Here is a 24,145-nt window from a genome sequence, read left to right as displayed (position 1 = left end):
AAAATGAAGAATATGAAATTCAAATATAATATATTTCTGATGGCCTTATCGGTATTCTCGTTGTGGTTTGTTTCATGTGACGAATACAGGGATGCGGATGAATTGGATGATCAGCTTTATCTGCAAAAATCAGGGTTGCTGGAAGCTAAGGTCTTTAATTGGGGTACTTTTACCTATGAACTGCCTGTGATAAAGAGTGGTAAAGGAAATCATTCCGCAACCGTCCGCCTGTCGGTGGATGAATCCATTTTGGCTGCTTATAACGAAACGAACGGTACCGATTATAAACTGATGCCGGATAATTGTTATTCGCTGAAAGAGGGGAGTTTATCTTTTACGGAAGATGATTACAGAAAGTTCTTTCTGATTGATTTTGATCCCGCCTCCCTGACTGATCTGGGCAACGATGGTTTGCAATATGTACTGCCCTGTTTGTTGGTGACCGATAACGCGGATATTCGGATCGCAGAGGAGGATAAGGCGCAGATTCTGATCAAGCCTTCTGTTTATCAGCCTTATATCGGTTTCGAAACTCCGGGTATATACAGGACGGGATCTGAGTTCAGTATAAAAACGGATGATGATGATGTTCTGGTCATTTATCCTAAGGTACAGGTCAATTATTATAATGACTGGGATATTTCTTATGATGTTGAGGTCAATTCAGCTGCACTGGATGAATATAACGGTTCCCTGAGTGCAGGTGCCCGAAAATATAAATTACTGCCGGAAGGTGCGTATACGATAGATCGTTCGACTTGTATCCTGAATAAGAACCGGGATTATGAATATCTAAAGATCACATTGGAGGAGAAAGCATTTAAAGTAGATGAAAATAATTATGCTTTCGGGTACTATGCCCTTCCTCTCAAAATAGCTTCTGTCTCAAAGTACGGAATCGATCCGGAGGCGGATGTTACAATCTATCCGATCTCTATCCAGCCCCCGGTTATGGAGAAAACCGACTGGACGATAGAAGAGTGTAATTCTATTATTACGGATGAAGTCGAGAACGCTTCGTCGATGGATATACCGGATAATCTACTGGATAATAATAATAACACTTATTGGTGTACAAGGGCTATTAAGCCGATAGAATTTCCTTATTATGTCACTATAAATTTGCAGGAGAGTTGTAGTTTATATCGTTTGGGATTCCAGTTGCCGGAAGATGAATCACTGGGAAATATCAAATCAGGCTATTTTGAAGTTAGCACAGATGGTGAGACTTGGACAAAAATTGTAGATTGGAGCCGCAAAAGCAATCTGGAGAATCGTTCAATGGAACTGGATTTCTCAATGCAACAAGCCAATTATATCCGTTTTGTTATTACGGATGCATTTGAATATGCAGATCCGGCATTGGGTAAAGCAAGTGGTGCGGTTTGCCAGGTTGCAGAGATTAATGGTTGGGGTATTTAATAACAGATGTTATGTCAAATAGAAGAACTTTTATTAAACAAATGATGGCTGGAGGTATATTATTACCTTCAGCTCCCCAACTCCTGGCGGAGGGAAACTCTTCCGGAGTGGTTGGAAATGGGGAATCTGTCGGTTCCCGCGAGATACGCATTGCTTTAATCGGTAAAGGCGGAATGGGGACTGCTGATGCGAATTGTGCTTTACGGGTACCAGGGGTAAAGATCACGGCCGTATGTGATGTTTATGAAACGCGTTTGGAGGATGCTAAAAAACAGTGGGGAAATCATATTTTCACAACAAAAGATTATAATGATATTCTGAAACGCAGTGATGTCGATGCCGTACTGATCGGAACTCCCGACCATTGGCATCAACCCATTGCCATTGCTGCCATGAAAGCTGGTAAGCATGTATATTGTGAAAAACCGGTTATCCATAAAATCAGTGAGGCAGAAAAACTGATCGATGCGCAACGGGTAAGCGGTGTGTATTTTCAGGCCGGGAGTCAGGGTATGGCTTCTTTAGGGAATAGAAAAGCCCGGCAACTGTTGCGATCCGGGGCTATCGGCAAAGTCAATTTTATAGACGGGCAGTTTACGGGTGCTCCGGGAACATTGGGATATTATCCGGTAGCTGATAATGCTTCTGAAAAAACAATCTGGTGGAAACGGTTCTTAGGAAATGCACCTAAGCATAAATTCGATCCCCAACGTTTCTTTTATTGGAGGAACTGGAAAGATTACGGAACCGGCATTGCCGGAGATCTATTCGTGCATGTGCTGGCAAGCCTTCACTATATAACTGATGCTATTGGTCCGGAAAAAGTTTATACGACAGGTGGTATCCGGCATTATACAGACGGATACCGGGATACTCCTGATGTGATGCTTGCTTATCTGGATTATCCGGACAGGGAGGATCTGGGAGCATTCACCGTACAGTTGGGTGCAAACTATGTCGACGGTGTTTCCCGTAAATGGGGAAGTATGGACTTTCGTATTGTCGGTTCGGAAGGAACTCTCGATGTGGCATGGGATAAGGTCACTTTAAAAACGTTGCATAAGGCTGATACGGCCTTCTTGCAAGCATTGGAGCCGATAGGACAGGGGATCGATACGCCGGTTGTCAAATCGGAAAAGGAGATAGAATTCATTGCTTCATCGGATTATAAGGGTGGGCATTATGATCATTTTGAAAACTTTTTTACGGGTATCCGTAATAAAACCCCGCTTATTTGTGATGTCATGTTTTCTGTAAGATCTGCTGCTCCGGCTTTGTTAAGTTATGAAAGTTATGAACGGGGAGAGGCTGTTTATTGGGATGCTGAGAATCTGAAAGAAAGAAAAAATAAACTTTAAAAGGAGATTTGTCTATGAAAATTATAGGATATGCAGTCTTGTTGTTGCTAATAAGCTGTCCTTTGTTCGCATCGAATCCGGTTCTTCCATCGACAGCGGAAACAGTTGTTCCATACCGGTTATCGGAGCAGGAGAAGAAGGATGGTTACCGGTTGTTGTTTGACGGAACTACTCTGGATGGATGGATTAACAACTCTGATGAGTATATATTGGAAAACGGTTGTATTGCTAAAAAAGCCTCGGGATTCGGTAATCTTTATTCGGAGGATAGTTACTGTAATTTCGTATTGAAATTTGAATTTCAACTGACACCCGGAGCTAATAACGGATTGGGTCTTCGGCATATCATAGTTCCGGAAGGTTATTTGGGTATGGAACTTCAGATACTGGATAATGACGATCCTCAATATAAGGACCTGAAGCCCTACCAGTATCACGGAGGTTTATATAATTATGCTCCGGCCAAGCGCGGGTATTTAAAACCGGTGGGCGAATGGAATCAACAGGAAGTGATAGCCCGGGGAGCCAATATTAAGATCATATTGAATGGGACGGTCATTCTCGATACGAATATCAAGAAAGTGATTAAGGATATTCCGTATGATAAGGTACAGTCCGGATTGCGTAATTCATGTGGTCACATCGCTTTCTTGGGACACGACTCGGTAGTCAGATTCAGATATATCCGTATAAAAGTTCTCGATTGAGAACCACGCAATTGCTTATAAAACAAACGACAGATTACTGATGAATTGTTTTATAGGCAATTGTAAATTATATACTGATAAGAAGGAACAGGACAAATTGCATTTCTGCCCGTGAGAAAGTGGTACGCAGCTTTTTTAAAGACCTTTGTATCAGATTCTGGGTAGATTGGTAATTCATATCCATGATCTGGCAAATCTCTTCATAAGATAATCCTTCTACAAAACGATAATAGATGATTTCCTTCTGGCGTGGCGATAAAACCTCGAGCATCCGGATCATTTTCTCATTCAGGAATTGTTCTTTTTCATTTTCGATAATCTCATCCTCAATCGTATATTCTGCTGCAAAAACAGGTTCCAGCGAATCGATCTGACTGTATTTTATATCTTTTCTGAATATGTTGAATAGCTTGTTTTTCAAGGCAATGAAAAGGTATAGTTTGATATTGTCCGTAGACTGGAGATGTTTGCGGTTCTGAAATATCTTTACGAACACATCCTGTATACAATCTTCTACCAGCCCTTTATCAGAGGTAAAATGCATGCCATAAGCATATAATGCCTGCGAGTACTCTCTATAAATATATGTATAAGCTTCATCATCTCCACAAAGAAAATTCTCCCAGATTATCTGATCTGAGTATCTTTCTTTTGCAGTCACGGGGGTTGACTCAGTGTTTTTTCTCATAAGAATGCTACGTGGTTAGACCTTGTTCAGAATCAGAACACAAAAATTGGAAAAAACTACTCATCTTTTTCTGTAAATATATTCACTTTTTTCCAAGTGACTACTTTGGTTGACACTTCTGACGCAGATTGTAAAGTGTAGTTGACAAATAGACTACCCTGATTGTTAATTGCATGGAAAAGAGCAATTATTACTGAAAAATTTCCTTAATAGAGTATCAGCTATAAAAAAAAATATTACTTTTGTACCGGTCTTAACAAGGCGGGGTAACAGCAGGTTACAAACAGGTATTAGTTCTATTATTTTTTAATTTCGAGAGAGAGAAAAGTTATATAAAGTCAATCATTTAAATTATTATCAAGAATGGCTAATTTAGATTTAAGCAAGTACGGAATCACAGGTGTGACAGAAATTGTACACAATCCGTCTTATGAAGTTCTGTTCGCAGAAGAAACAAAACCAGGTCTGGAAGGTTTCGAAAAAGGTCAGGTAACTGATATGGGTGCTGTAAACGTTATGACTGGCGTTTATACAGGACGTTCTCCTAAAGATAAATTCTTTGTTAAGGATGCTACCAGCGAAAACACTGTATGGTGGACATCTGAAGAATATAAAAATGATAACAAACCAGTAGACGAAAAATGCTGGAAGGCTTGTAAAGAATTAGCAACAAAAGAACTTTCTAACAAGAGATTGTTCGTTGTTGACGCATTCTGCGGTGCTAACGAAAACAGCCGTCTGAAACTGCGTTTCATCATGGAAGTAGCATGGCAGGCTCATTTCGTAACAAATATGTTCATCCGTCCTTCTGCTGAAGAATTGGCTAATTTCGGTGAACCTGATTTCGTTATCATGAATGCTTCTAAAGCTAAAGTTGAAAACTATAAAGAACTTGGCTTGAACTCTGAAACTGCTGTTGTATTCAACCTGACTGAAAAGATCCAGGTTATCCTGAATACTTGGTACGGTGGTGAAATGAAGAAAGGTATGTTCTCTTACATGAACTATCTGTTGCCTCTGCAGGGTATGGCTTCTATGCACTGTTCTGCTAACACAGACAAAGAAGGCAAGAGTTCTGCTATCTTCTTCGGTTTGTCAGGTACAGGTAAAACTACATTGTCAACTGACCCGAAACGTCTGTTGATCGGTGATGACGAACACGGATGGGATAACGACGGTGTATTCAACTTCGAAGGTGGTTGCTATGCTAAGACTATCAACTTGAGCCAGGAAAACGAACCGGATATCTGGAACGCTATCAAACGTGACGCTCTGTTGGAAAACTGTACAGTAGACGCTAACGGCGCTATCGACTTCTCTGACAAGTCTGTTACAGAAAACACACGTGTTTCTTATCCTATCTATCATATCGAAAACATCGTTAAGCCGGTTTCTAAAGGCCCGCACGCAAAACAGGTTATCTTCCTGTCTGCTGATGCATTCGGTGTATTGCCTCCGGTATCTATCCTGACTCCGGAACAGACTCAGTACTACTTCCTTTCTGGTTTCACAGCTAAATTGGCTGGTACAGAACGTGGTATCACTGAACCGACTCCTACATTCTCAGCTTGTTTCGGTGCAGCATTCTTGTCATTGCACCCGACTAAATACGGTCAGGAACTGGTTAAGAAAATGGAAATGACTGGTGCTAAGGCTTATCTGGTTAACACAGGTTGGAACGGTAGCGGCAAACGTATCTCTATCAAAGATACAAGAGGTATTATCGATGCTATCCTGGATGGTTCTATCGACAAAGCTCCGACAAAGACTATTCCTTATTTCGATTTTACTGTTCCTACAGAATTGCCGGGTGTTGATCCGAAGATCCTTGATCCTCGTGACACTTACGCTGATCCTGCACAGTGGGATGAAAAAGCGAAAGATTTGGCTGCACGTTTCCAGAAGAACTTCGCTAAGTTTACTGGTAACGAAGCTGGTAAGGCTTTGGTTGCTGCTGGTCCGAAATTGTAATTTATTTGCCCGAGGTATTTCCTACCGAAGGTTAAGTATAAAAAATCAAAAAGCGCAGAACATTTTGTTCTGTGCTTTTTTTATATATCTATATTAATTTTATCATAAATGTTAGTTTGTTTTAAAATCTATTATTATCTTTACCCCAAATTATCCGTTATTGTGGGGTTTAAAGGTATAATGATAAAGCATTTATTATTGATTTTCGGAGTCGCATTGTTTTTGTCGTCGTGCGGCAAGGACGTTTCTTACCGAATAGAAGGCAAATTGTCTAATTTGGAAGATGAGACGTTGTATGCCGTTTTTGAAAATGACAATAACAAAGTCGTCGATACCATCACGTGTGAAAAACCCGGACAATTTTCTCTGAAACGGAACGAAGGCGACTTCAATACAGTTACAATCTTCTTCGATCATAAAAAAAGCTGGACTACCGCTTACCTGATAAAAGGGGAGAAAGTGACAATAACCGGTGATGCTCTTTATCCGGCCCTGTTACAGGTAAAAGGCGGACGGATCAACGATCAGTTGAACTCTTACAGGAAGAGTGTCAGTCCCTTACTGAAGGAACAGGCTGATTTGATAAAGATACTGACCAATAAGGGGAGTTATACAAATACGACAGAAGAGACAGATATACCGTCACGCCTGACAAATGTAAATCATACCTTGAGTGAGCGGGCGATGGAGTATATTCAGGAGCATCCGGATGAGGAAGCTTCAGCTGTTTTACTGCAATATTATTTCATGAATCCGGATGATACCCGTAAAATGGATGAATTGCTGGCCGTGTTGAGTCCGAAACTGAAAGATTTCTATCTGATACGTAAACTGCAGGAGTATAGTGCCAAGGCACAGCGTACTTCACTGGGTGCCGAAGCTCCCGGATTTAATGTAAAGAATGTATACGGACATACTGTGAGCCTGGATTCATTCCCTCAGCGGTATCTGTTACTTGCTTTCACAGCTCCTTGGTGTGATATGTGCCAGACGGAAGATCTGTTCCTGGATAAAGTTGCTATGAAATATCCGAAGGAAAAAGTGGATATGTTGCTGATCAGTTTGGATGACGACCCGCAGGAAGTTCGTAAACTGCTGTCAAAAGATAGTATCGACTGGAACCTGGTGACCGACTCTGCCGGACAGGCTACGATGCTGGTCGATTTATATAATGTAAATACACTTCCCCGCTGTTTCCTGATCGATGAAGACGGAAAGATCATCATGAAAACGGACAATGGTGTGGAGATTCAACAAACACTGGAAAAACTGATAGAGAAATGAGATAACAAATTATAAACATCCAACCAAAATCATTAATTATGTTAGTAAAATCTTATGCAGCCGCGGTGCAGGGCATCTCTGCAACTATTGTCACCATTGAAGTAAATTGTACGAAGGGGATCCAGTTTTTTCTGGTAGGTCTTCCTGACATAGCCGTCCGTGAAAGTCACGAACGTATAATTTCTGCGCTTCAGGTAAGTGGATACAAATTCCCTCGTAATCGTATTGTGATCAACATGGCACCTGCCGATATCCGGAAGGAAGGTTCTGCCTATGACTTGCCGCTGGCAGTCGGTATATTGGCCGCTGCTGAAGAGTTGGATGCTTCCCGGTTGGATAAATTTATTTTGATGGGAGAACTTTCGCTCGATGGGAGCCTGCAGCCGGTGAAAGGTGTGTTACCTATTGCTATCAAGGCGCGGGAAGAGGGATTCAGAGGATTTATTCTTCCTAAACAAAATGCGCGTGAGGCAGCGGTGGTCAATAACCTGGAAGTATATGGAGCTTCAACTATCAAAGAAGTAATCGAGTTCATGAGTGGAAAACGTGAACTGCAGCCGACTATTGTTAATACGAGGGAGGAATTTTATGCTCTTCAGGAACAATTTGAGTTTGATTTTTCAGATGTACGTGGGCAGGAAAATGTGAAACGAGCTTTGGAGGTGGCAGCTGCCGGCGGTCATAACCTGATCATGATCGGCCCTCCGGGAAGTGGTAAGTCAATGCTGGCGAAACGGTTATCGACGATCCTTCCTCCATTTACTCTGCACGAATCACTGGAAACGACCAAGATCCATTCTGTAGCCGGAAAGATAGGGGTAGAAACTTCCCTGATGATACAACGGCCGTTCCGCTCTCCGCATCATACTATTTCGAATGTGGCGATGGTAGGAGGGGGAGCTTATCCGCAGCCGGGAGAAGTAAGTCTGGCGCATAACGGGGTATTGTTCCTCGACGAATTGCCGGAATTTAACCGGAGTGTACTGGAAGTAATGCGGCAACCATTGGAGGATCGGAAGATCACGGTTTCGCGTGCTCGTTTTTCTGTCGATTATCCTGCCAGCTTTATGCTGGTTGCTTCGATGAATCCTTGTCCGTGCGGCTACTATAATCATCCGGATCGGCCTTGTCTTTGTCCGCCGGGAGCAGTGCAGAAGTATATGAATCGTGTTTCCGGGCCGTTACTCGACCGTATCGACATACAGGTGGAGATCATTCCTGTTCCTTTTGAAAAGATATCCGAACAACATCCTTCCGAACCCAGCATTGCCGTTCGTGAGCGGGTCGTTAATGCCCGTGCTATTCAGGAAAAGCGTTTTGCAGAATACGAAGGTGTTTATTGTAATGCTCAGATGACCACACCACTTCTGCATAAATATGCGGTACCTGATGCTTCCTGTCTCTCTCTTCTTAAAGCGGCTATGCAACGCCTGAGTCTTTCTGCCCGTGCTTACGATCGGATTCTGAAGGTCTCCCGTACCATTGCCGACCTCGATGCTTCCGAAAACATAGAGACCCGCCATCTCGCCGAAGCTATCAATTACCGGAATCTGGATAGGGAGAGTTGGGGATTATAGGGATGTCGTTGGTTTTATTAGCAGGAATTAATGGAGGGATAATCGGGTGAACTTGCTATTTATTTCTACCTGGATGTTACCTATGTACTTTTTTATTACCGGGTGGGCTGAAAATTTCCTTGCTAAATGCTACAACGAATGTATTTCCGGCAAGAATGTTCTTTCGTCGCGAGTTTTCACAGAACTTTAGTTATTTCGATATTCCTGCGGGCTGATACCGACATGTCGTTTAAAATATTTACCGAAAAAAGACATATTAGTAAAATTCAGCGAATAGGCAATGCTCTGTACGGAGGCTTCGGTTGATTTCAATTGCGCTTTGGCATCCATAATCACCATCGATGCGATAATTTCGAGGCAGGTTTTTCCTGTGACTTGTCGGATGGTGGTACTTAGATGTGCCTGTGTAATGCCTAGTTTTTCAGCATAAAAGGCTACGTTTCGTTCCTGGCTGTAATGTCGCATGACCAGTTGGGTGAAATCGTGTGTTATCTGTTCGCTTTTACACAGCACTGTTTTTTTTGTTCGGATATCTTTATATAAATCTCCCAGACCATAAACTAATGTAAGTAACATATGTTTGGTGACCTCTTTACTGATCTTTCCGTAAAAGGTAAGATATGTTTTGGCAAGTAAATCCAGGTGTTCCCGGATGATTTGAGCGACTTCGTCTTTTAGTGGGATAACAGGCGAGGTCTTTATTGTATAAAATATATCGACTGTTGCTTTAATGACGTTTGTCTCTATAATGAACTGGGAGGAATAACCTAAGAAATAGATATTTAACTCACCTGTCACTTTGAGGATCTGAAGGATGCTTCCCGGTAAAATCGTTACAAAATTGTTAGCTTTCACCCGATAGTTTGTCGTATCGATCAAAGCCTCAATTTCTCCCCCCATGCAAAGGACAAAAATTCCGGCTTTTAGCCGGCAAGGAAAATTGGTATACATATTCAGTATTTCACGACTGATATCTTTCCCGACAATCCAGTCTTCAGGAATATCGAGCTTCGGTAGCTCCTTGGGTATATTTGTATCCATTTGCCTGTTGTTTATATCGATGCAAATGTATTCATTATTTTTCAAAGGCTGATTCGTTTTCTTAAAAATAGAACACTAGAATAATATCTTTTTCTCCAATAATGTATATAATAAAGCGTGTTAGTTAATATGTTTTAAGACATATCTAAAAAAAAGAACAGTAAATCGCATAAATAGACCTTGTAAGGTTTTGTAATTCAAGGTTACTTTGCACCCGATAAAAAATGCATATAACACTAGTATTATATAAGGTTGTGAAAACAACCATAAAATTAGGTAGATGAGGGAAATAGAAATGAAGAGAAGGCTTAGTTCTGTGAGAACTATGGCGTTATTGTTTGGTATTTCCATATTATCTGCATGTACAGCAGATGATATGGGTACTTCGGGCAAAAAAGAAGGGAGTGGATTTGTTTCGTTAGACTTAAATGCCGATGCTACTTACAGTAAAACGAAAACTGCATCCGATCCGGAGAATGTCAATGACTATATTGTAAACATTCTTCAGGATTCAGAAATTGTTACCTCTTTCCTTTTTGGAGAGAAACCTGAAAAATTGGCATTGGATGCAGGTGATTATGTGGCTCAGGCAACATGGGGGACGCTGGTCCCGGCCGCTTTCGATTCTTTGTATGTGGAAGGAATAACAAACTTTTCAATTGAAAATGGTGAGACTACTCAGGTTAAACTGGATTGTCGTCCGGCTAATGCCAAAGTAACAGTCGATTATGCAGACGATTTGAAGAAAGCATATAGCGATTATACCGTATCGATGAGTACCTGCCACACCGGTGAATCTCCTCTGGTATATAAAAAGGATGAAACTCGTGCCGGATATTTCCAGGTGGACAAAGAAGGGGAGAAACTGAATCTGAAAATGCTGTTTTCTACTTCCAGTAAGGAGTATACCTTTACTAATTCGGTCGATATTTTACCTCGCGACCTGGTTCGTCTGCATTTTAAACTGGGAAGTAATGAAGGAGGAGGAAACACGCCAGATATACCGGATACACCGGATGTCCCGGATACTCCCGATGTTCCTGCGCCACCCTCTACGCCAGACCCTACACTTACAGTCGATGTCGCAGGTTTGTTATTCGAAGCGAGCGATAACCTGACGCAAAGTGTTACTGTCACTTCGAATTCAGAGTGGACCATCGTAAAGACAGCCAATTGGCTTACTGTGGAAAAGCAGAACGGAAAAGCTGTTTTTACAGCCAAAGAAAATAATACAGAAGAGGTTCGTAAGACAACTGTTACAGTGGTGGCTACCAGTGGAAACAAGTCGCTATCAGCTGATATAGAGGTGTCACAACAGGGGAAAGTTATCGACAATATGCCGGATCTTGCCGTAGATATTGTCGACCTGATCGTTTCAAACGATGCATTCGAGCAGACAATCACTGTAAGAAGCACGAAAGACTGGAGTTATACAAACAATGCTGAGGAGTGGTTGAAAGTGACTCGTACTGATGGAGATGCAACAACATTGACTTTGTCGGCCGAAGCAAATGCAACCTCTCTGTCCCGTAAAGCAGAGGTAGCTATTACAGCCGGTGAGGGAGATAAAACAACGACTGTAACTATTCGTCTTGAGCAAAAGGCAAAAGAGGAAGACCCTTATATCCATGTCGACTTCTCGGATCTGAAGTTACCAGCAGCCGGTGTTACAGCTAAGGCCTATAAAGTGGAAACAAACCAGAAAGACTGGACTATTTCTTCGTCTGCCGACTGGCTGAAGGCTGAGAAACAAGAAGGAAGTATGTTACTGACAGTTGCCCCGAATGATAAGAATGAAGTGCGTAGTGCGGACCTTTTCTTAACAGCGAGTCAGGATGTCCGCAATATAATGGTGAAGATAACGGTCACGCAGGAAGCGAAACCTTTGGATGTTCCGCCTTTGAAGATTGAGATAACGATCAATCGCGATTTGGTTGAAAAACCGATAATATATGAGATTGAGAATAAATTCTCGACGGATAAAAGGTTTACCCTGTCTTTCTCTACGGAGAATGGTAGTTTCCCCGGTATAAAGAAAGGGACGGCTCCTGATGATTTTTATCTGAATATATTGGGACTGAACGGTGCGAAGATACAGAAATGCGAATGGGCAGAAGTGACGGGATTTGAAGAGAATAAGATTGATCTTGTTCAAACGAAACGTAAAGAGACATCGGAGTTTGACGGTTTGATTTGGGACGATGACCTGGCTGGTAGGTCTTTGGCAACGATCTATCTGGAGAATTTTGTGAAGAAACTCGCAGTCGGTTACCATGAGTATAAGATAAAAGTAACAGGAGACGATGAGGGCGGCATGTCTTATTCTTCGGAAACTCAATTGAAAATTCAAATAACGGAATAAATCATGAGATATACATTATATATTATATTGGCTTTAGCGGGAATAGCGAATCTGTTTACTGCTTGTTCGAAGGCAGAGGAGACTGTTCAGCCGGAAAGTGAGTACGGTTATTTCTCACTGGATCTGGAAGTGGCTCAACCTAACCTGTCGGTTATAACAAAGGCTATGGGAGTCGACGTGAATCAGTTTTCCGTAGTCATAACAGGAAAGGATAATGGCTATAAAAAGGAATTTGCTACTTTTCAGGAGCTGAAAGAGGGTGGAACGTTGCGATTGGAAAAAGGAAATTATACAGTTGCTGTATCTTCGGAAAAGACTCAAATGCCGGAAGTCGCAACGACTCCTTTCTATGCCGGAAACAAAGATCTGACGATTCAGGCAAATTTCTTTTCAAAATGTGAGGTGACTTGTCTGATGCAACAAGTTCGTGTAAAGGTGAAGCTGGAAAAAGAGTTGATGGATGCTTTAACCGGAGTAGGTGTTTGTCTTACAAATGGAAATGCCGGAGGAAGTCATAATTTTACCTTATTGCCAACTGGAGAAAGTGATGAGATTTATATAAAACCAACAGACGCTCTCCGGTTGTCTTTTACTGCAACAGAGAAGGAATATCAGGAACCTATCAGTTACAATGAACTATTAAAATACAAGGATGAGAGATTTCCGGTTGCAAACGATTATGTAACTGTTACTATCGGATTAGCAACGGATGGCACAAAAGCTCTTTCTACCCGTTCTGCAGATAGGGCGTTCACTATTAAAATGACTGTTCAATGAGAAAAAATAGAATGTTTATAAGTAGGTTGTTTTTGGGTATTTGTCTTCTGGGAACAGTCTCTTGCGAAATGCGGGATGAATTACGGAACCGCATGCCGGGTAAGACGGACGTAGAAGCTGTAGGCGGTTTTTCTTTGGATCTGTTGTCGAAAGAGACAGCGACCCGTGCTGAAAATGTGGTCGACCAATATACTGTTCAGATCGTGAATACAAATGGAGAAGTTGTTCGCGAATACGATTCTTATACTCAGCTTCAGGAAGCAGGTAGTGTTATTGAATTGCCGGTGGGTACTTATAAGGTACGTTCCGCTTCTTATGCCGGGGATGAGGAAGAGGCTTCTATAAATAAACCGTATTATTTCAGTGAAAAAGAGTTTTCGGTGAATGCCGGAGAGGTAACAAACTTGAAAGATACCTGCAAGCTGAATAGTGTTGTTGTGAATGTCAACTATGATGAGAGTTTCCTGAGTGAGGTAGAGGATAATTATGCCGTTACCTTCACGAATGGTACGGGTGTATTGACAATGAACAAGGATGTGAATGGAGTGGCTTACTTTCGTACGGCTCCATCGATGTTGATTGCTGTCCGTGCCACCACAAAGAATGGAACTGAAGTTTACAAAGCTCAGAGCATGGCGAGTAAGGATGGTAGTTCGCTGAAACCGGAAGATAAATTCGAGATCAATCTGGGTATTAAAGATACAATTCCTGCTAATCCCGGAACTCCGGATAATCCGAATAATCCCGATAACCCGGACAATCCTGACGATCCGAATAACCCTGATAATCCAGATACTCCCGATGTTGGAGGAGATAGTCATTTCGATATAACGATCGATGTGACCCTGAATGGTAAGGATGTCGACATAACAATCCCTTCACCCGATCAACCGACCCCCGATCCTGATCCAACACCAAATCCTGATCCCGATCCGACTCCTGACCCGGGACCGTCTTATGCGGCTCCTACTATCGTTGGAAGAGGATTTAATTTAGGAAGTACATTGATCGATCCTACAACCGTGCAAGTCGATATTACGGCGGAAGCTGGTATTGCAAATTTGATCGTAACGATTGACTCACCAATCCTTTCGGATGAGCTTCTAGGTGTAGTAGGATTGGAAAAAACGTTCGATTTGGCTAATCCGGGCAAGAATGAGGAAGGCTTAAAAAGTTTAGGTTTATTAGGGAATGAACCTGTTGCAGGAAAAACATCCCAGTTGTTTGATGTGAGTCTGTTTATGGGTGTTCTTTCTGAATTAGGTGATCCCGGACCTCATAAATTCCATTTGAAAGTGGTAGATAAAAAAGGTCGGGAAGTGTCTAAGACGCTATCTATACAGTTTTCATTATAATGTAATAAGCAATGAAAAAAAATAGTTTATTTTTAATAGTAGCATTGTTAACCACTTTGTTCTCTTGCAATTCGGATGAAAAAGTGAACAGTAATGGTTTCATACGGATTGGTGTTGTTACCAATACTTCCGTTATAACAAAAGCTGAAGAGGATGTGGAGATCAAGAGCATTCGTTTGGTTATCTCCAATATAACGGAGAATTCATCTGACAAAGATTGGTCAAAAGAGTATAATTTTGCTCCGAATGAATCTATTGGAGATATTGAACTGGCACCTGGAAAATATAAGTTGGTCGCTATAGCAAGTAACGGAAGCGAAACGTTAAATGGTTTTAATCCTGTTTATAGGGGAGAAACTACTGCAGAGGTTATAGCCGGTGAAACAAGATCTGCTCAGCTAGAATGTAAACTGACGACTGTCAAGGTGTCGGTTGAATATGATCAGAATCTGAAGGATACTTATCAAACTGAATATAAAACAGTCGTAGGAGGTGTTACTTTTTCAAGTGATGAAGAAGGGCGTGCCGGATATATTACTCCCGGTGACCTTTCTGTTGATTTTATGTTCAAAAACAATGCGGGAAGCTGGCAGACTATTTCTTTGGAAAAAATAGCAGAAGCAAAAGCTCGTGAATATTATAAGATCAAAATCTCTATGAAATCCATGGAGGGTGGAGAAGGAGAGTCTTCTGAAGGTGCAGCGAATGTTACGATTCAGGTAGGTGAAGAGAATCCGAAAGATATAGAGATTGGGATTGAATTGCCCAAAGTGATCGTTACTACTCTTAGTGCAGAGAATGTAGAATATGCTAGTGCAACATTGAAAGGAAGTTACTTTTCTCCTTCTGATATAGCTCCTAAAAATCCGGAGTTTAAATACAGAGTGAAAGGTCTTGAAAATTGGTCTTCTATTACAGCAACGGTTATGGGGGCAACCAATGAGTATACTGCCTCTGTAACTCTTGAGCCGGGTACGACATACGAATATAGTTTTATGGGAAAAGGCAATGTATTGGAACTAACTACAAAGGATTTTTATACTACATTGGAAGAAAAGGTAGTAGGTATGGATGTTGCCTATGTTTATGGTATATTAAATAAGGAGACGACTGACGCGAAAGTTTTTGAATATCAATTGGCCTCAGAATCAGAGAATTCTATTTGGAAATCAGTAAATGCTACGAAGAATGGAGAAGGCAAATATGAAGCGATTTTTCCTGATCTGGAAAAAGGGAAAGAATATCGATATCGGTTTTCAAAATCAAAAACAATTCAAACATTAACAACTTGTTCGTCTATTACTGTTCAATCTGTAACGGCAGGTGCAGATTATGCGAAGATAAAATGGGATATAGAATCCCCTGTAAATTTATCTGATACAGATCAGATTATAGTTAGTTATAAGTATAAGAAAGAAGGAAATATTTGGGGAGAAGCTCAAGTGTTGACGCTGACAATGCAAGAAAATGGGAATAAGATTATTTTAGCAGGATTGGAGCAGGGTGGAACTTATTACGTTGATGATGAGACAAAGTTATTTACAACATTGAAAAATGCTAATTTTGATACTTGGAGTAGTAAAAAGGTCGGTTTTATCTCAAAAAAGACTTTGTGGTTTGCAAATGAGACAACTGATTATGTCTTCTGGGCTACAGGCAATGAGGGGGTCACTTCTGCTATAGAATCTAATACTTATCCAATAGCAGGTAGGGATGGAATGGGGCAACACGCAGCAAAGATGGAATCAGCATCGGCTCTTGGAGTTTTTGCGGCAGGAAATCTATATGTTGGAAGATTCGATTTTAATCTAATGGATATAGCAAATAAGAAAGAGTTTCCTAAGTTTGGCCAGACTTTTGGAGCAAGACCTACAGGATTAAAGGGGTGGTATCAATATACATCAAAAAATATATCAGATTCTGAAAAAGACAAGTGTGAGATTTATGTGAAGTTGTTTACTGGAGAAAGATATAATGCGAATACGATGACCTCAAAAACATATATTGCTGAGGGAGGCTTCAACTCTGATGCTGACATTAGTTCTTGGACCTCATTTGAATTTGATATAAAATATAATGATACAATAACTATGCCTACTATGATTTCGATTGTTGCCACATCAAGTATTAATGGAGGTGATTTTGTTGGAGCAGTAGGTAGCGCTTTGTGTATAGATGATTTCGAACTCATCTACGACTATACCAAACCTCCTTATACAAATTAATTAAAAATACTGAGCCAGGCTTCACGCCTGGCTTTCAAACTCAAATATGAAAAATAAAATAACAATCTTATTAGCAATAAGCCTTCTCTTCCCTCTCTTCCTGCAAGCCAAGAAGAAACGTGAACAAGTAGACCGGGGCATTCAATCATCTACCTTTATCCCGAAAGGGCAGTGGATGGTGGGAGGTAGTTTCTCCTATACAGAAAGCAGTTCTGACGATTACAAGTTCTTGATCCTGAAGAATGTCGAAGGAAAGAACTATTCTTTCAGTGTTAGTCCTAGTTTCGGATATTTCATTCGGGATAATGTTGCTGTGGGTGGCCGCTTTTCCTATACCCGCGATTATATCGATATAGGGAACCTGGATATCGATCTGAATGAGGACCTCTCGTTTAAGATCAATAACGCCTCCCTTTTACAACATATGATTTACGGAACAGGTTTCGTGCGTACATATATTAATCTGGGAAACAGCAAACGTTTCGGTCTGTTCAATGAAGCTCGCGTAACTTTCGGTGCCGGACAGGGAAAAACCTATTCCGGCGAAGGTGAGACACTCGATGGCGTCTACGAAAAGATCAAACACTTGCAAGTCGGTATCGCTCCCGGTATGACCGCTTTCATTACCAATAATGCGGCGGTGGAAGTTTTGGTTGGTGTGATGGGTTTCGACTCCAAATGGATCGAACAGGATCATAATAAAGTAATCGAGGGGTCACGGCGGGAAACTTCTGCTAAGTTTAAGATCGATCTCTTTTCTATTAACCTGGGTATGACCTATTATTTTTAATCGCCATGAAAAGAAATATACTTTTAAAAATGACCGGTTGTTGCCGTTTGTCTTTGTTGATGGCGGCTTGTTGCCTGTTAAACAGTTGTATAGAGAATGATGTGCCCTATCCTTATCTGGTGGGACAGATCACCGGCATTACCGTGGATGGAATGAGCGGGAACCCGCAGATACAGAACAACAACCGGACAGTCAGCATCGAAGTGAACGACCAGGTAGATATACAGGCACTTCGCATTACCCGTTTGCAGGTAACGAACGATGCTTCGGTCTTTCCCGATACCCTGAAATGTCTCAATGTGGAAGCTTTTCCGGAAAAAGGGTTTCCTTCTTTGGATAGCGTGCCGTCGTCAGCAGATACCCGGATAGACTTTTCTGCTCCGGTACACATTATGTTGAAAACTTACCAGGATTATCTTTGGACTGTTTCGGTAACACAGGTGTTCAACCGTAGTATAAAGCTGTCTAAGCAGGTAGGAGATGCCGTTTTCGATGTGAAAAACAAGCAGGCTGTTGTGTATGTGACCGAAGATCAGTCGTTGAAAAATATTACAGTGGAGTCTATGCAGCTAGGGAGTTCGATTGCCGTTACTACCCCCGAACCTACGGAAGTGAAAGACTTTTCCCGTCCGGTCATATTTGAAGTGAAAGCGTTTGGTCGGACAGAAAAATGGACAGTCAATGTACTTTACACGGATAACACATCTTCGGATATCTCTGTCTTTCCGCGGACGAAGCAAGCTATTGTAAGCGGTGGTATCCAGAGTGGTGCTTCCGTTGCTGTGGAGTATAAAGAAAAAAATGCAGCGCAATGGATTGAACTTGCTACTGCAAACGTCAACGTTGACGGTACTAATTTTACAGCCGATATAACCGGCCTGACTCCTGCAACAGCTTACCAATGCCGTGCCAATATCAATGGGGCTGCCGGAGCTACGCTTGATTTTATAACGGCATCGGCTGAAATGATAACCAACGGTAGCTTCGATGAATGGAGCCAGGATGCGGCAAAGCCGAAATTATGGTATCCGTGGGCCGATGGCGGTACTTCTTTCTGGGATACCGGAAATAAAGGAGCTACCCTGGTAGGAGGCGACAGTAACTCAATGCCTACCGAAGAAACCAGTAACGGAAAAGGACGTGCAGCCAAGCTCGAATCCAAATATGTACTGGTGAAGTTTGCTGCCGGCAACATTTTCAGCGGAAGTTATCTCAGAACCGATGTCACTGATGGCGTGCTTAGTTTCGGCCGTCCGTTTAGCTCTTTTCCGACAAAGCTGAAAATACATTATAAATACAATCCGAAACCGATCGATAAGACAAGTGCATCCTATGGAGATTACGCCCATTTGCTGGGGCGTCCGGATTCCTGTTTTATCTATTTGGCATTAACGGATTGGGATGCTCCGCTGGAGATACGGACTCGTCCGGCTAACCGTCAGTTGTTCGATAAGAATGACAAAAACGTGATAGCATATACAGAACTGATAAGCGGTACGGAATCTTCTTCTTATCAGGAAGTGGAGCTTCCCATTACTTATCGCTACACCAATCGTACTCCGAAATATATGGTCCTGGTGGCTACTTCCAGTAAATACGGAGATTATTTTACCGGAGGTGAAGGCAGTACCCTCTGGATAGATGATTTCGAATTAATATACGAATAAACCAAATAATTCCGTACCTTTGCCCCTCAAAAAGAGAACACAAGGTATGGAAAAACATTTTAAGAGAACGCTGATAACTACGGCGTTGCCGTATGCGAATGGTCCGGTACATATTGGTCATCTGGCAGGTGTGTATGTGCCTGCCGATATATATGCCCGCTACCTTCGTCTGAAGGGGGAAGATGTATTGATGATCGGAGGATCGGATGAGCACGGTGTGCCTATTACGCTCCGGGCTAAGAAAGAAGGTGTAACACCGCAGGATGTGGTGGACCGTTTTCATGGTATCATCAAAAAGTCTTTTGAGGAATTCGGTATCACGTTCGATATCTATTCCCGTACTACTTCGCCTACACATCGTCAGGTAGCGTCGGATTTCTTCCGGACACTGTATGAAAAAGGCGAATTCATCGAGAAGACCAGCGAACAATATTACGACGAGGAAGCCAAACAGTTCCTTGCCGACCGCTATATTACCGGAACATGCCCGCATTGCGGTAACGAAAAAGCTTATGGCGACCAATGTGAAGCCTGCGGTACTTCGTTGAGCCCGACAGACCTGATCAATCCGAAGTCTGCCATCAGTGGCAGTGAGCCGGTTATGAAGGAAACCAAACACTGGTATCTGCCGCTGGATAAACATGAACCGTTCCTACGTAAGTGGATACTGGAGGATCATAAGGAATGGAAGCCGAATGTATACGGACAGTGTAAGAGCTGGTTGGATATGGGATTGCAGCCACGTGCCGTAAGCCGTGACCTGGACTGGGGTATTCCTGTCCCGGTGGAAGGGGCAGAAGGCAAGGTGCTTTATGTGTGGTTCGATGCCCCGATCGGTTATATCTCCAATACGAAAGAGCTGTTGCCGGATAGTTGGGAAACCTGGTGGAAAGATCCTGAAACAAAGATGGTACATTTCATCGGAAAGGATAACATCGTATTCCATTGTATCGTATTCCCGTCGATGTTGAAGGCTGAAGGTTCTTTCAACCTGCCGGAGAATGTTCCTGCCAATGAGTTCCTGAATCTGGAAGGCGATAAGATCTCTACTTCCCGTAACTGGGCGGTGTGGTTGAATGAGTACCTGGTGGATATGCCGGGCAAACAGGATGTATTGCGTTATGTATTAACAGCCAATGCTCCGGAAACAAAAGACAATGACTTTACCTGGAAAGATTTCCAGGCACGCAATAACAACGAACTGGTCGCTATTCTGGGGAACTTTGTGAACCGTGCTTTGGTTCTTACGGAGAAATATTTCGACGGAAAAGTACCGGCTGTAGGCGAACTGACAGATTATGACCGTCAGACATTGAAGGATTTCGAGGACGTGAAAGCAAATGTGGAACGTCTGCTGGATATCTATCATTTCCGTGATGCCCAGAAAGAAGCCATGAACCTGGCCCGTATCGGTAATAAATACCTGGCGGATACAGAACCCTGGAAGCTGGCGAAGACGGATATGTCGCGTGTAGCTACGATCATGAACATTGCTTTACAGATCACTGCTAACCTGGCTATCGCTTTCGAACCGTTCCTGCCGTTCAGTATGGAAAAACTGAATAAGATGCTGAATGTGGAACCGTTGGGTTGGAACCGTCTGGGAGCGACCGACTTGCTAGAAGCCGGTCATCAACTCGGTAAATCGGAATTGTTGTTTGAGAAGATTGAAGACAGTGTGATCGAAGCCCAGGTTCAGAAATTGCTGGATACGAAGAAGGCGAACGAAGAGGCGAATTATAAGGCGAAACCGGTCCGTGAGAATATAGAGTTTGATGATTTTACAAAACTGGATATCCGTGTAGGTACTATCCTGGAATGTACGAAAGTACCGAAGGCTGATAAGTTGTTGCAGTTCCGCATCGACGACGGTCTGGAAAAACGTACGATCGTTTCAGGTATTGCCCAGCATTATGCTCCGGAAGACCTGATAGGTAAACAAGTTTGTTTTATTGCAAACCTGGCTCCACGTAAACTGAAAGGTATCGTATCGGAAGGTATGATCCTGTCTGCTGAAGACTTCGACGGTAAGCTGGCTGTTATCACCCCGGAGAAAGAAGTGAAACCGGGTAGCGAAGTAAAGTAATATGATTTTCCCGGTATTATGATGTATAAGAGTACCGGGAATATGAACGATAAGAAAGCCGGTATTCTTACCTGTAAGAGTCCCGGCTTTTTCATAGATGAGAGTCCCTAAGCTCTTATCTCTCATAGGAAAAATGTTAACAACCTTTCGTACAATAAAAGAATGACCGGAACGTTTTAATCTTCAAAAGATAAAAGCGGAATATAACAGAAAAGATGATTGAGAAACAGATACAAATGGTCGATTTGCAAGGACAGTACCATCGTCTGAAAGAGGAGATAGATGCTGCTATGCAGACAGTTATTGAAAGTAGTGTTTTCATCAACGGACCTCAGGTGAAAGCGTTTAGCGACCACCTGGCCAAATATCTGGATATTCCTTATGTAGTTCCTTGCGGGAACGGGACGGATGCACTTCTGATTGCCCTGATGGCTTTAAAGTTGCAGCCGGGAGATGAGGTGATCGTCCCTGCGTTCACTTATGTGGCCGCTGCCGAGGTGATCGCATTGCTGGGCCTGACTCCTGTTCTGGTAGATGTCGATCCGCATACTTATAATATCGATCCCCGTAAAATAGAAGAATCCATCTCCCGTAACACCAAGGCGATCATTGCCGTTCATCTATTCGGTCAGTCCTGTGATATGGAACCGATCCTGAAAATCGCGGGAATGTATCATCTTTATGTGGTGGAGGATAATGCCCAGTCGATCGGTGCGGAGTACACTTTCCCGGATGGACGTGTGAAAAAAACAGGAACGATGGGGATCATTGGTACGACTTCGTTTTTCCCGTCCAAGCCGTTAGCTTGTTATGGCGATGGAGGAGCATTGATGACTTCGGATGAAGAGCTGGCAAAGCGTATCCGTATGATTGCTAATCATGGGCAGGAACGTAAATACCATCATAAACTGATCGGGTGTAATTCAAGGCTGGACACATTGCATGCGGCCGTTCTCGATGTTAAGTTGAAACACATAGATGAGTTTACTGCTGCCCGGCAGGCTGTTGCTGCAAAATATGATGAAGCTCTAGCTTCATGCGGACAGTTGATTCTTCCGCGAAAAAGTACTTTTTCCACCCATGTGTACCATCAGTATACTGTCCGGTTGAAGCCGTCTGGCGATGTTACGGATACGGCAAAATACCGGGAGTCTTTACAGGCATCGTTAAAGGAAAAAGGTGTTCCGACCATGGTCTATTACCCATTACCATTACAAGCACAGGAAGCTTATAAATGGATGGCGCGTACGCCGGGAAATATGGATGAAGCCGCCCGTTTAAGTCAATGTGTTTTATCTTTGCCTATCCATACGGAGATGACAGGCAAAGAGTTGGAATATATAATAGATACATTATTAAAGGAATTACAAGATAGAAAAATGTGAAACATTTTTCAGTTGACAGTTGACAGTTGACAGTTGACAGTTGACAGTTGACAGTTAGGCTTCACTATCGAATATAGAAAAATAGAAAAAAGGAGTCTATCCGTCTATCGGCTATCTGTCATCAATAAGGTATGCTTGGTTACAGGTTCATTTGCCGTCAGTTTTAACTGACGGATTAGTAAATGATCTATCTTTTGGACTTTAGTCCCATTTTGAAACAGTCTCTCTATTTGAGGGAAATGTGGCTAAAGCCCAAAAAGAAAAATAACTTGTAAACCGTCGGTTAAAACCGACGGCAAATGAACCGGTAATAGCGAAGTCACTTTGATAAAAGGATAGCTCAATTCTGATAATTATTGAGACATTCAAAGCGGATAAAAATATGAAAGAGAATAAAATAAAGTTTGCAGTAGTCGGCTGTGGTCATATCGGGAAACGCCATGCGGAGATGGTAACCCGTGATCCGGGAGCTGAATTGGTAGCCTTATGTGATATCCGTCCTCGTGAAGAACTAGGAATAGATACTTATGCTGTGCCTTTCTTTGCAGATTTGACGGAACTGTTACAGAGTGGCATTCATATAGATGTCGTTAACATCTGTACGCCGAACGGTTTGCATGCTTCTATGGCCGTGCAGGCAATAGAGGCAGGTTGCAATGTGGTCGTCGAGAAACCGATGGCATTGACATTGGCTGATGCAGAAAAGGTTGTGTATGCTTCCCTGAAATATCGTAAGCAGGTTTTCTGTGTGATGCAAAACCGTTATTCTCCTCCTTCGGTATGGATCAAGGATATGATCGATTCCGGTAAACTGGGAAAAATATATATGGTCCAACTCAATTGTTACTGGAACCGTGACGAGCGTTATTATAAACCCGGTGGCTGGCATGGTGATGCTGCACTGGATGGCGGAACACTTTTTACCCAGTTCTCTCATTTTATCGATATCATGTACTGGTTGTTTGGCGATATCTGTAATATCCAGGCTCGTTTTGCTGATTTCAATCATGAGAAGCTGACCGCTTTTGAGGATTCAGGTTTTGTGAACTTCAATTTTGTAAACGGAGGAATGGGCAGCCTGAGCTATTCGACTTCTGTTTGGGACAAAAATATGGAAAGCAGTATGTTGATCGTTGCCGAGAACGGTAGCGTCAGGATTGGCGGACAATATATGAACGAAGTGGAATATTGCCATGTGAAGGATTACGAGATGCCCGAGCTGGCTCCAACCAATCCGGGTAATGATTACGGCCCTTACAAAGGATCGGCTCAGAATCATAACTTCGTGATCCGTAATGTGGTCCGTGTCCTTTCCGGTTCCGGTTCGGAATGTATCACAACGAACGTATTGGAAGGTATGAAAGTTGTGGACATTATACAACGTATCTATGCCCAAAAGTGACTTGTACTGAAAAAAGTTTACACAATCACAAAAAGAAAATGTGTAAAC

Annotated in this window: 17 protein-coding genes; 15 read left to right on the top strand and 2 right to left on the bottom strand. The window is 42.3% G+C overall.

The features are described from left to right. Positions 1–12: 12 nt before the first annotated feature. Genes DWW23_RS11605 through DWW23_RS11595 form a run of 3 tightly spaced genes read left to right on the top strand, consistent with a single transcriptional unit; the run spans position 13 to position 3,487 of the window. Positions 13–1,422: a BT_3987 domain-containing protein gene (locus DWW23_RS11605; protein WP_122353450.1), complete on the top strand. Its 1,410-nt coding sequence runs from the start codon at positions 13–15 to the stop codon at positions 1,420–1,422. An 11-nt stretch (positions 1,423–1,433) separates the two neighbouring features. After that, on the top strand, positions 1,434–2,780 hold the full coding sequence (locus tag DWW23_RS11600) for a Gfo/Idh/MocA family protein (RefSeq protein WP_122353449.1): 1,347 nt from the start codon (positions 1,434–1,436) through the stop codon (positions 2,778–2,780). 14 nt (positions 2,781–2,794) lie between these two features. Beyond that, positions 2,795–3,487 carry a DUF1080 domain-containing protein gene (locus DWW23_RS11595; protein ID WP_122353448.1) on the top strand — a complete coding sequence of 231 codons (693 nt, stop codon included), beginning with the start codon at positions 2,795–2,797 and terminating at the stop codon, positions 3,485–3,487. Between the two features lie 67 nt (positions 3,488–3,554). Here the strand turns inward: DWW23_RS11595 and DWW23_RS11590 are convergent, their stop codons facing one another. Beyond that, entirely contained in the window at positions 3,555–4,175 is a 621-nt protein-coding gene (locus DWW23_RS11590; protein ID WP_122353447.1) for an RNA polymerase sigma factor, read from the bottom strand. Between the two features lie 363 nt (positions 4,176–4,538). On the opposite strand from DWW23_RS11590, the gene pckA reads away from it, so the two are divergent. The 3 genes from pckA (at position 4,539) to DWW23_RS11575 (ending at position 9,007) form a co-directional block, all read left to right on the top strand. Next, positions 4,539–6,146 (top strand): phosphoenolpyruvate carboxykinase (ATP), encoded by a 1,608-nt coding sequence (pckA, locus tag DWW23_RS11585; protein ID WP_122353446.1) that lies wholly within the window; start codon positions 4,539–4,541, stop codon positions 6,144–6,146. 180 nt (positions 6,147–6,326) lie between these two features. Further along, on the top strand, positions 6,327–7,430 hold the full coding sequence (locus DWW23_RS11580; protein WP_122353445.1) for a TlpA disulfide reductase family protein: 1,104 nt from the start codon (positions 6,327–6,329) through the stop codon (positions 7,428–7,430). Between the two features lie 38 nt (positions 7,431–7,468). After that, positions 7,469–9,007 (top strand): YifB family Mg chelatase-like AAA ATPase, encoded by a 1,539-nt coding sequence (locus DWW23_RS11575; RefSeq protein ID WP_122353444.1) that lies wholly within the window; start codon positions 7,469–7,471, stop codon positions 9,005–9,007. 186 nt (positions 9,008–9,193) lie between these two features. On the opposite strand, the gene DWW23_RS11570 is transcribed toward DWW23_RS11575, so the two are convergent. Further along, a complete protein-coding gene (locus tag DWW23_RS11570) occupies positions 9,194–10,036 on the bottom strand; it encodes an AraC family transcriptional regulator (RefSeq protein ID WP_122353581.1) in 843 nt (280 codons plus the stop codon). 307 nt (positions 10,037–10,343) lie between these two features. On the opposite strand from DWW23_RS11570, the gene DWW23_RS11565 reads away from it, so the two are divergent. The 9 genes from DWW23_RS11565 (at position 10,344) to DWW23_RS11525 (ending at position 24,097) form a co-directional block, all read left to right on the top strand. Beyond that, positions 10,344–12,410 carry a DUF4493 domain-containing protein gene (locus tag DWW23_RS11565; protein WP_158583176.1) on the top strand — a complete coding sequence of 689 codons (2,067 nt, stop codon included), beginning with the start codon at positions 10,344–10,346 and terminating at the stop codon, positions 12,408–12,410. 3 nt (positions 12,411–12,413) lie between these two features. Next, positions 12,414–13,187, top strand: coding sequence for a DUF4493 domain-containing protein (locus DWW23_RS11560; protein WP_122353442.1), 774 nt, complete (start codon positions 12,414–12,416; stop codon positions 13,185–13,187). Continuing rightward, a complete protein-coding gene (locus tag DWW23_RS11555) occupies positions 13,184–14,542 on the top strand; it encodes a DUF4493 domain-containing protein (RefSeq protein ID WP_122353441.1) in 1,359 nt (452 codons plus the stop codon). The genes DWW23_RS11560 and DWW23_RS11555 overlap by 4 nt, the downstream gene beginning before the upstream one ends. Positions 14,543–14,553: 11 nt before the next feature. Beyond that, positions 14,554–16,767, top strand: coding sequence for a PCMD domain-containing protein (locus tag DWW23_RS11550; RefSeq protein ID WP_122353440.1), 2,214 nt, complete (start codon positions 14,554–14,556; stop codon positions 16,765–16,767). 46 nt (positions 16,768–16,813) lie between these two features. Then, positions 16,814–17,557 carry a hypothetical protein gene (locus DWW23_RS11545; RefSeq protein ID WP_122353439.1) on the top strand — a complete coding sequence of 248 codons (744 nt, stop codon included), beginning with the start codon at positions 16,814–16,816 and terminating at the stop codon, positions 17,555–17,557. A 5-nt stretch (positions 17,558–17,562) separates the two neighbouring features. Further along, positions 17,563–19,224: a PCMD domain-containing protein gene (locus DWW23_RS11540; RefSeq protein ID WP_233564318.1), complete on the top strand. Its 1,662-nt coding sequence runs from the start codon at positions 17,563–17,565 to the stop codon at positions 19,222–19,224. Between the two features lie 46 nt (positions 19,225–19,270). Continuing rightward, positions 19,271–21,310 carry a methionine--tRNA ligase gene (gene metG, locus DWW23_RS11535; protein WP_122353438.1) on the top strand — a complete coding sequence of 680 codons (2,040 nt, stop codon included), beginning with the start codon at positions 19,271–19,273 and terminating at the stop codon, positions 21,308–21,310. 215 nt (positions 21,311–21,525) lie between these two features. Further along, positions 21,526–22,695, top strand: coding sequence for a DegT/DnrJ/EryC1/StrS aminotransferase family protein (locus DWW23_RS11530; RefSeq protein ID WP_187576533.1), 1,170 nt, complete (start codon positions 21,526–21,528; stop codon positions 22,693–22,695). A 382-nt stretch (positions 22,696–23,077) separates the two neighbouring features. Further along, complete coding sequence (locus DWW23_RS11525; protein ID WP_122353437.1) at positions 23,078–24,097, top strand: Gfo/Idh/MocA family protein; 1,020 nt, start codon at positions 23,078–23,080, stop codon at positions 24,095–24,097. The last annotated feature ends 48 nt before the right edge of the window (positions 24,098–24,145 follow it).

It is taken from the genome of Parabacteroides sp. AF14-59, from assembly GCF_003479515.1.
GTDB classification, from domain to species: Bacteria; Bacteroidota; Bacteroidia; order Bacteroidales; family Tannerellaceae; genus Parabacteroides; species Parabacteroides faecis.
Note: the sequence above shows the minus strand (reverse complement) of the source record. Positions and strands in the feature narration are given on the sequence as shown.

Coding starts and splice junctions, on each gene's coding strand:
- DWW23_RS11605 (WP_122353450.1), top strand. CDS start 13: ATGAAATTCAAATATAATATATTTCTGATGGCCTTATCGGTATTCTCG.
- DWW23_RS11600 (WP_122353449.1), top strand. CDS start 1,434: ATGTCAAATAGAAGAACTTTTATTAAACAAATGATGGCTGGAGGTATA.
- DWW23_RS11595 (WP_122353448.1), top strand. CDS start 2,795: ATGAAAATTATAGGATATGCAGTCTTGTTGTTGCTAATAAGCTGTCCT.
- DWW23_RS11590 (WP_122353447.1), bottom strand. CDS start 4,175: ATGAGAAAAAACACTGAGTCAACCCCCGTGACTGCAAAAGAAAGATAC.
- pckA (WP_122353446.1), top strand. CDS start 4,539: ATGGCTAATTTAGATTTAAGCAAGTACGGAATCACAGGTGTGACAGAA.
- DWW23_RS11580 (WP_122353445.1), top strand. CDS start 6,327: ATGATAAAGCATTTATTATTGATTTTCGGAGTCGCATTGTTTTTGTCG.
- DWW23_RS11575 (WP_122353444.1), top strand. CDS start 7,469: ATGTTAGTAAAATCTTATGCAGCCGCGGTGCAGGGCATCTCTGCAACT.
- DWW23_RS11565 (WP_158583176.1), top strand. CDS start 10,344: ATGAAGAGAAGGCTTAGTTCTGTGAGAACTATGGCGTTATTGTTTGGT.
- DWW23_RS11560 (WP_122353442.1), top strand. CDS start 12,414: ATGAGATATACATTATATATTATATTGGCTTTAGCGGGAATAGCGAAT.
- DWW23_RS11555 (WP_122353441.1), top strand. CDS start 13,184: ATGAGAAAAAATAGAATGTTTATAAGTAGGTTGTTTTTGGGTATTTGT.
- DWW23_RS11550 (WP_122353440.1), top strand. CDS start 14,554: ATGAAAAAAAATAGTTTATTTTTAATAGTAGCATTGTTAACCACTTTG.
- DWW23_RS11545 (WP_122353439.1), top strand. CDS start 16,814: ATGAAAAATAAAATAACAATCTTATTAGCAATAAGCCTTCTCTTCCCT.
- DWW23_RS11540 (WP_233564318.1), top strand. CDS start 17,563: ATGAAAAGAAATATACTTTTAAAAATGACCGGTTGTTGCCGTTTGTCT.
- metG (WP_122353438.1), top strand. CDS start 19,271: ATGGAAAAACATTTTAAGAGAACGCTGATAACTACGGCGTTGCCGTAT.
- DWW23_RS11530 (WP_187576533.1), top strand. CDS start 21,526: ATGATTGAGAAACAGATACAAATGGTCGATTTGCAAGGACAGTACCAT.
- DWW23_RS11525 (WP_122353437.1), top strand. CDS start 23,078: ATGAAAGAGAATAAAATAAAGTTTGCAGTAGTCGGCTGTGGTCATATC.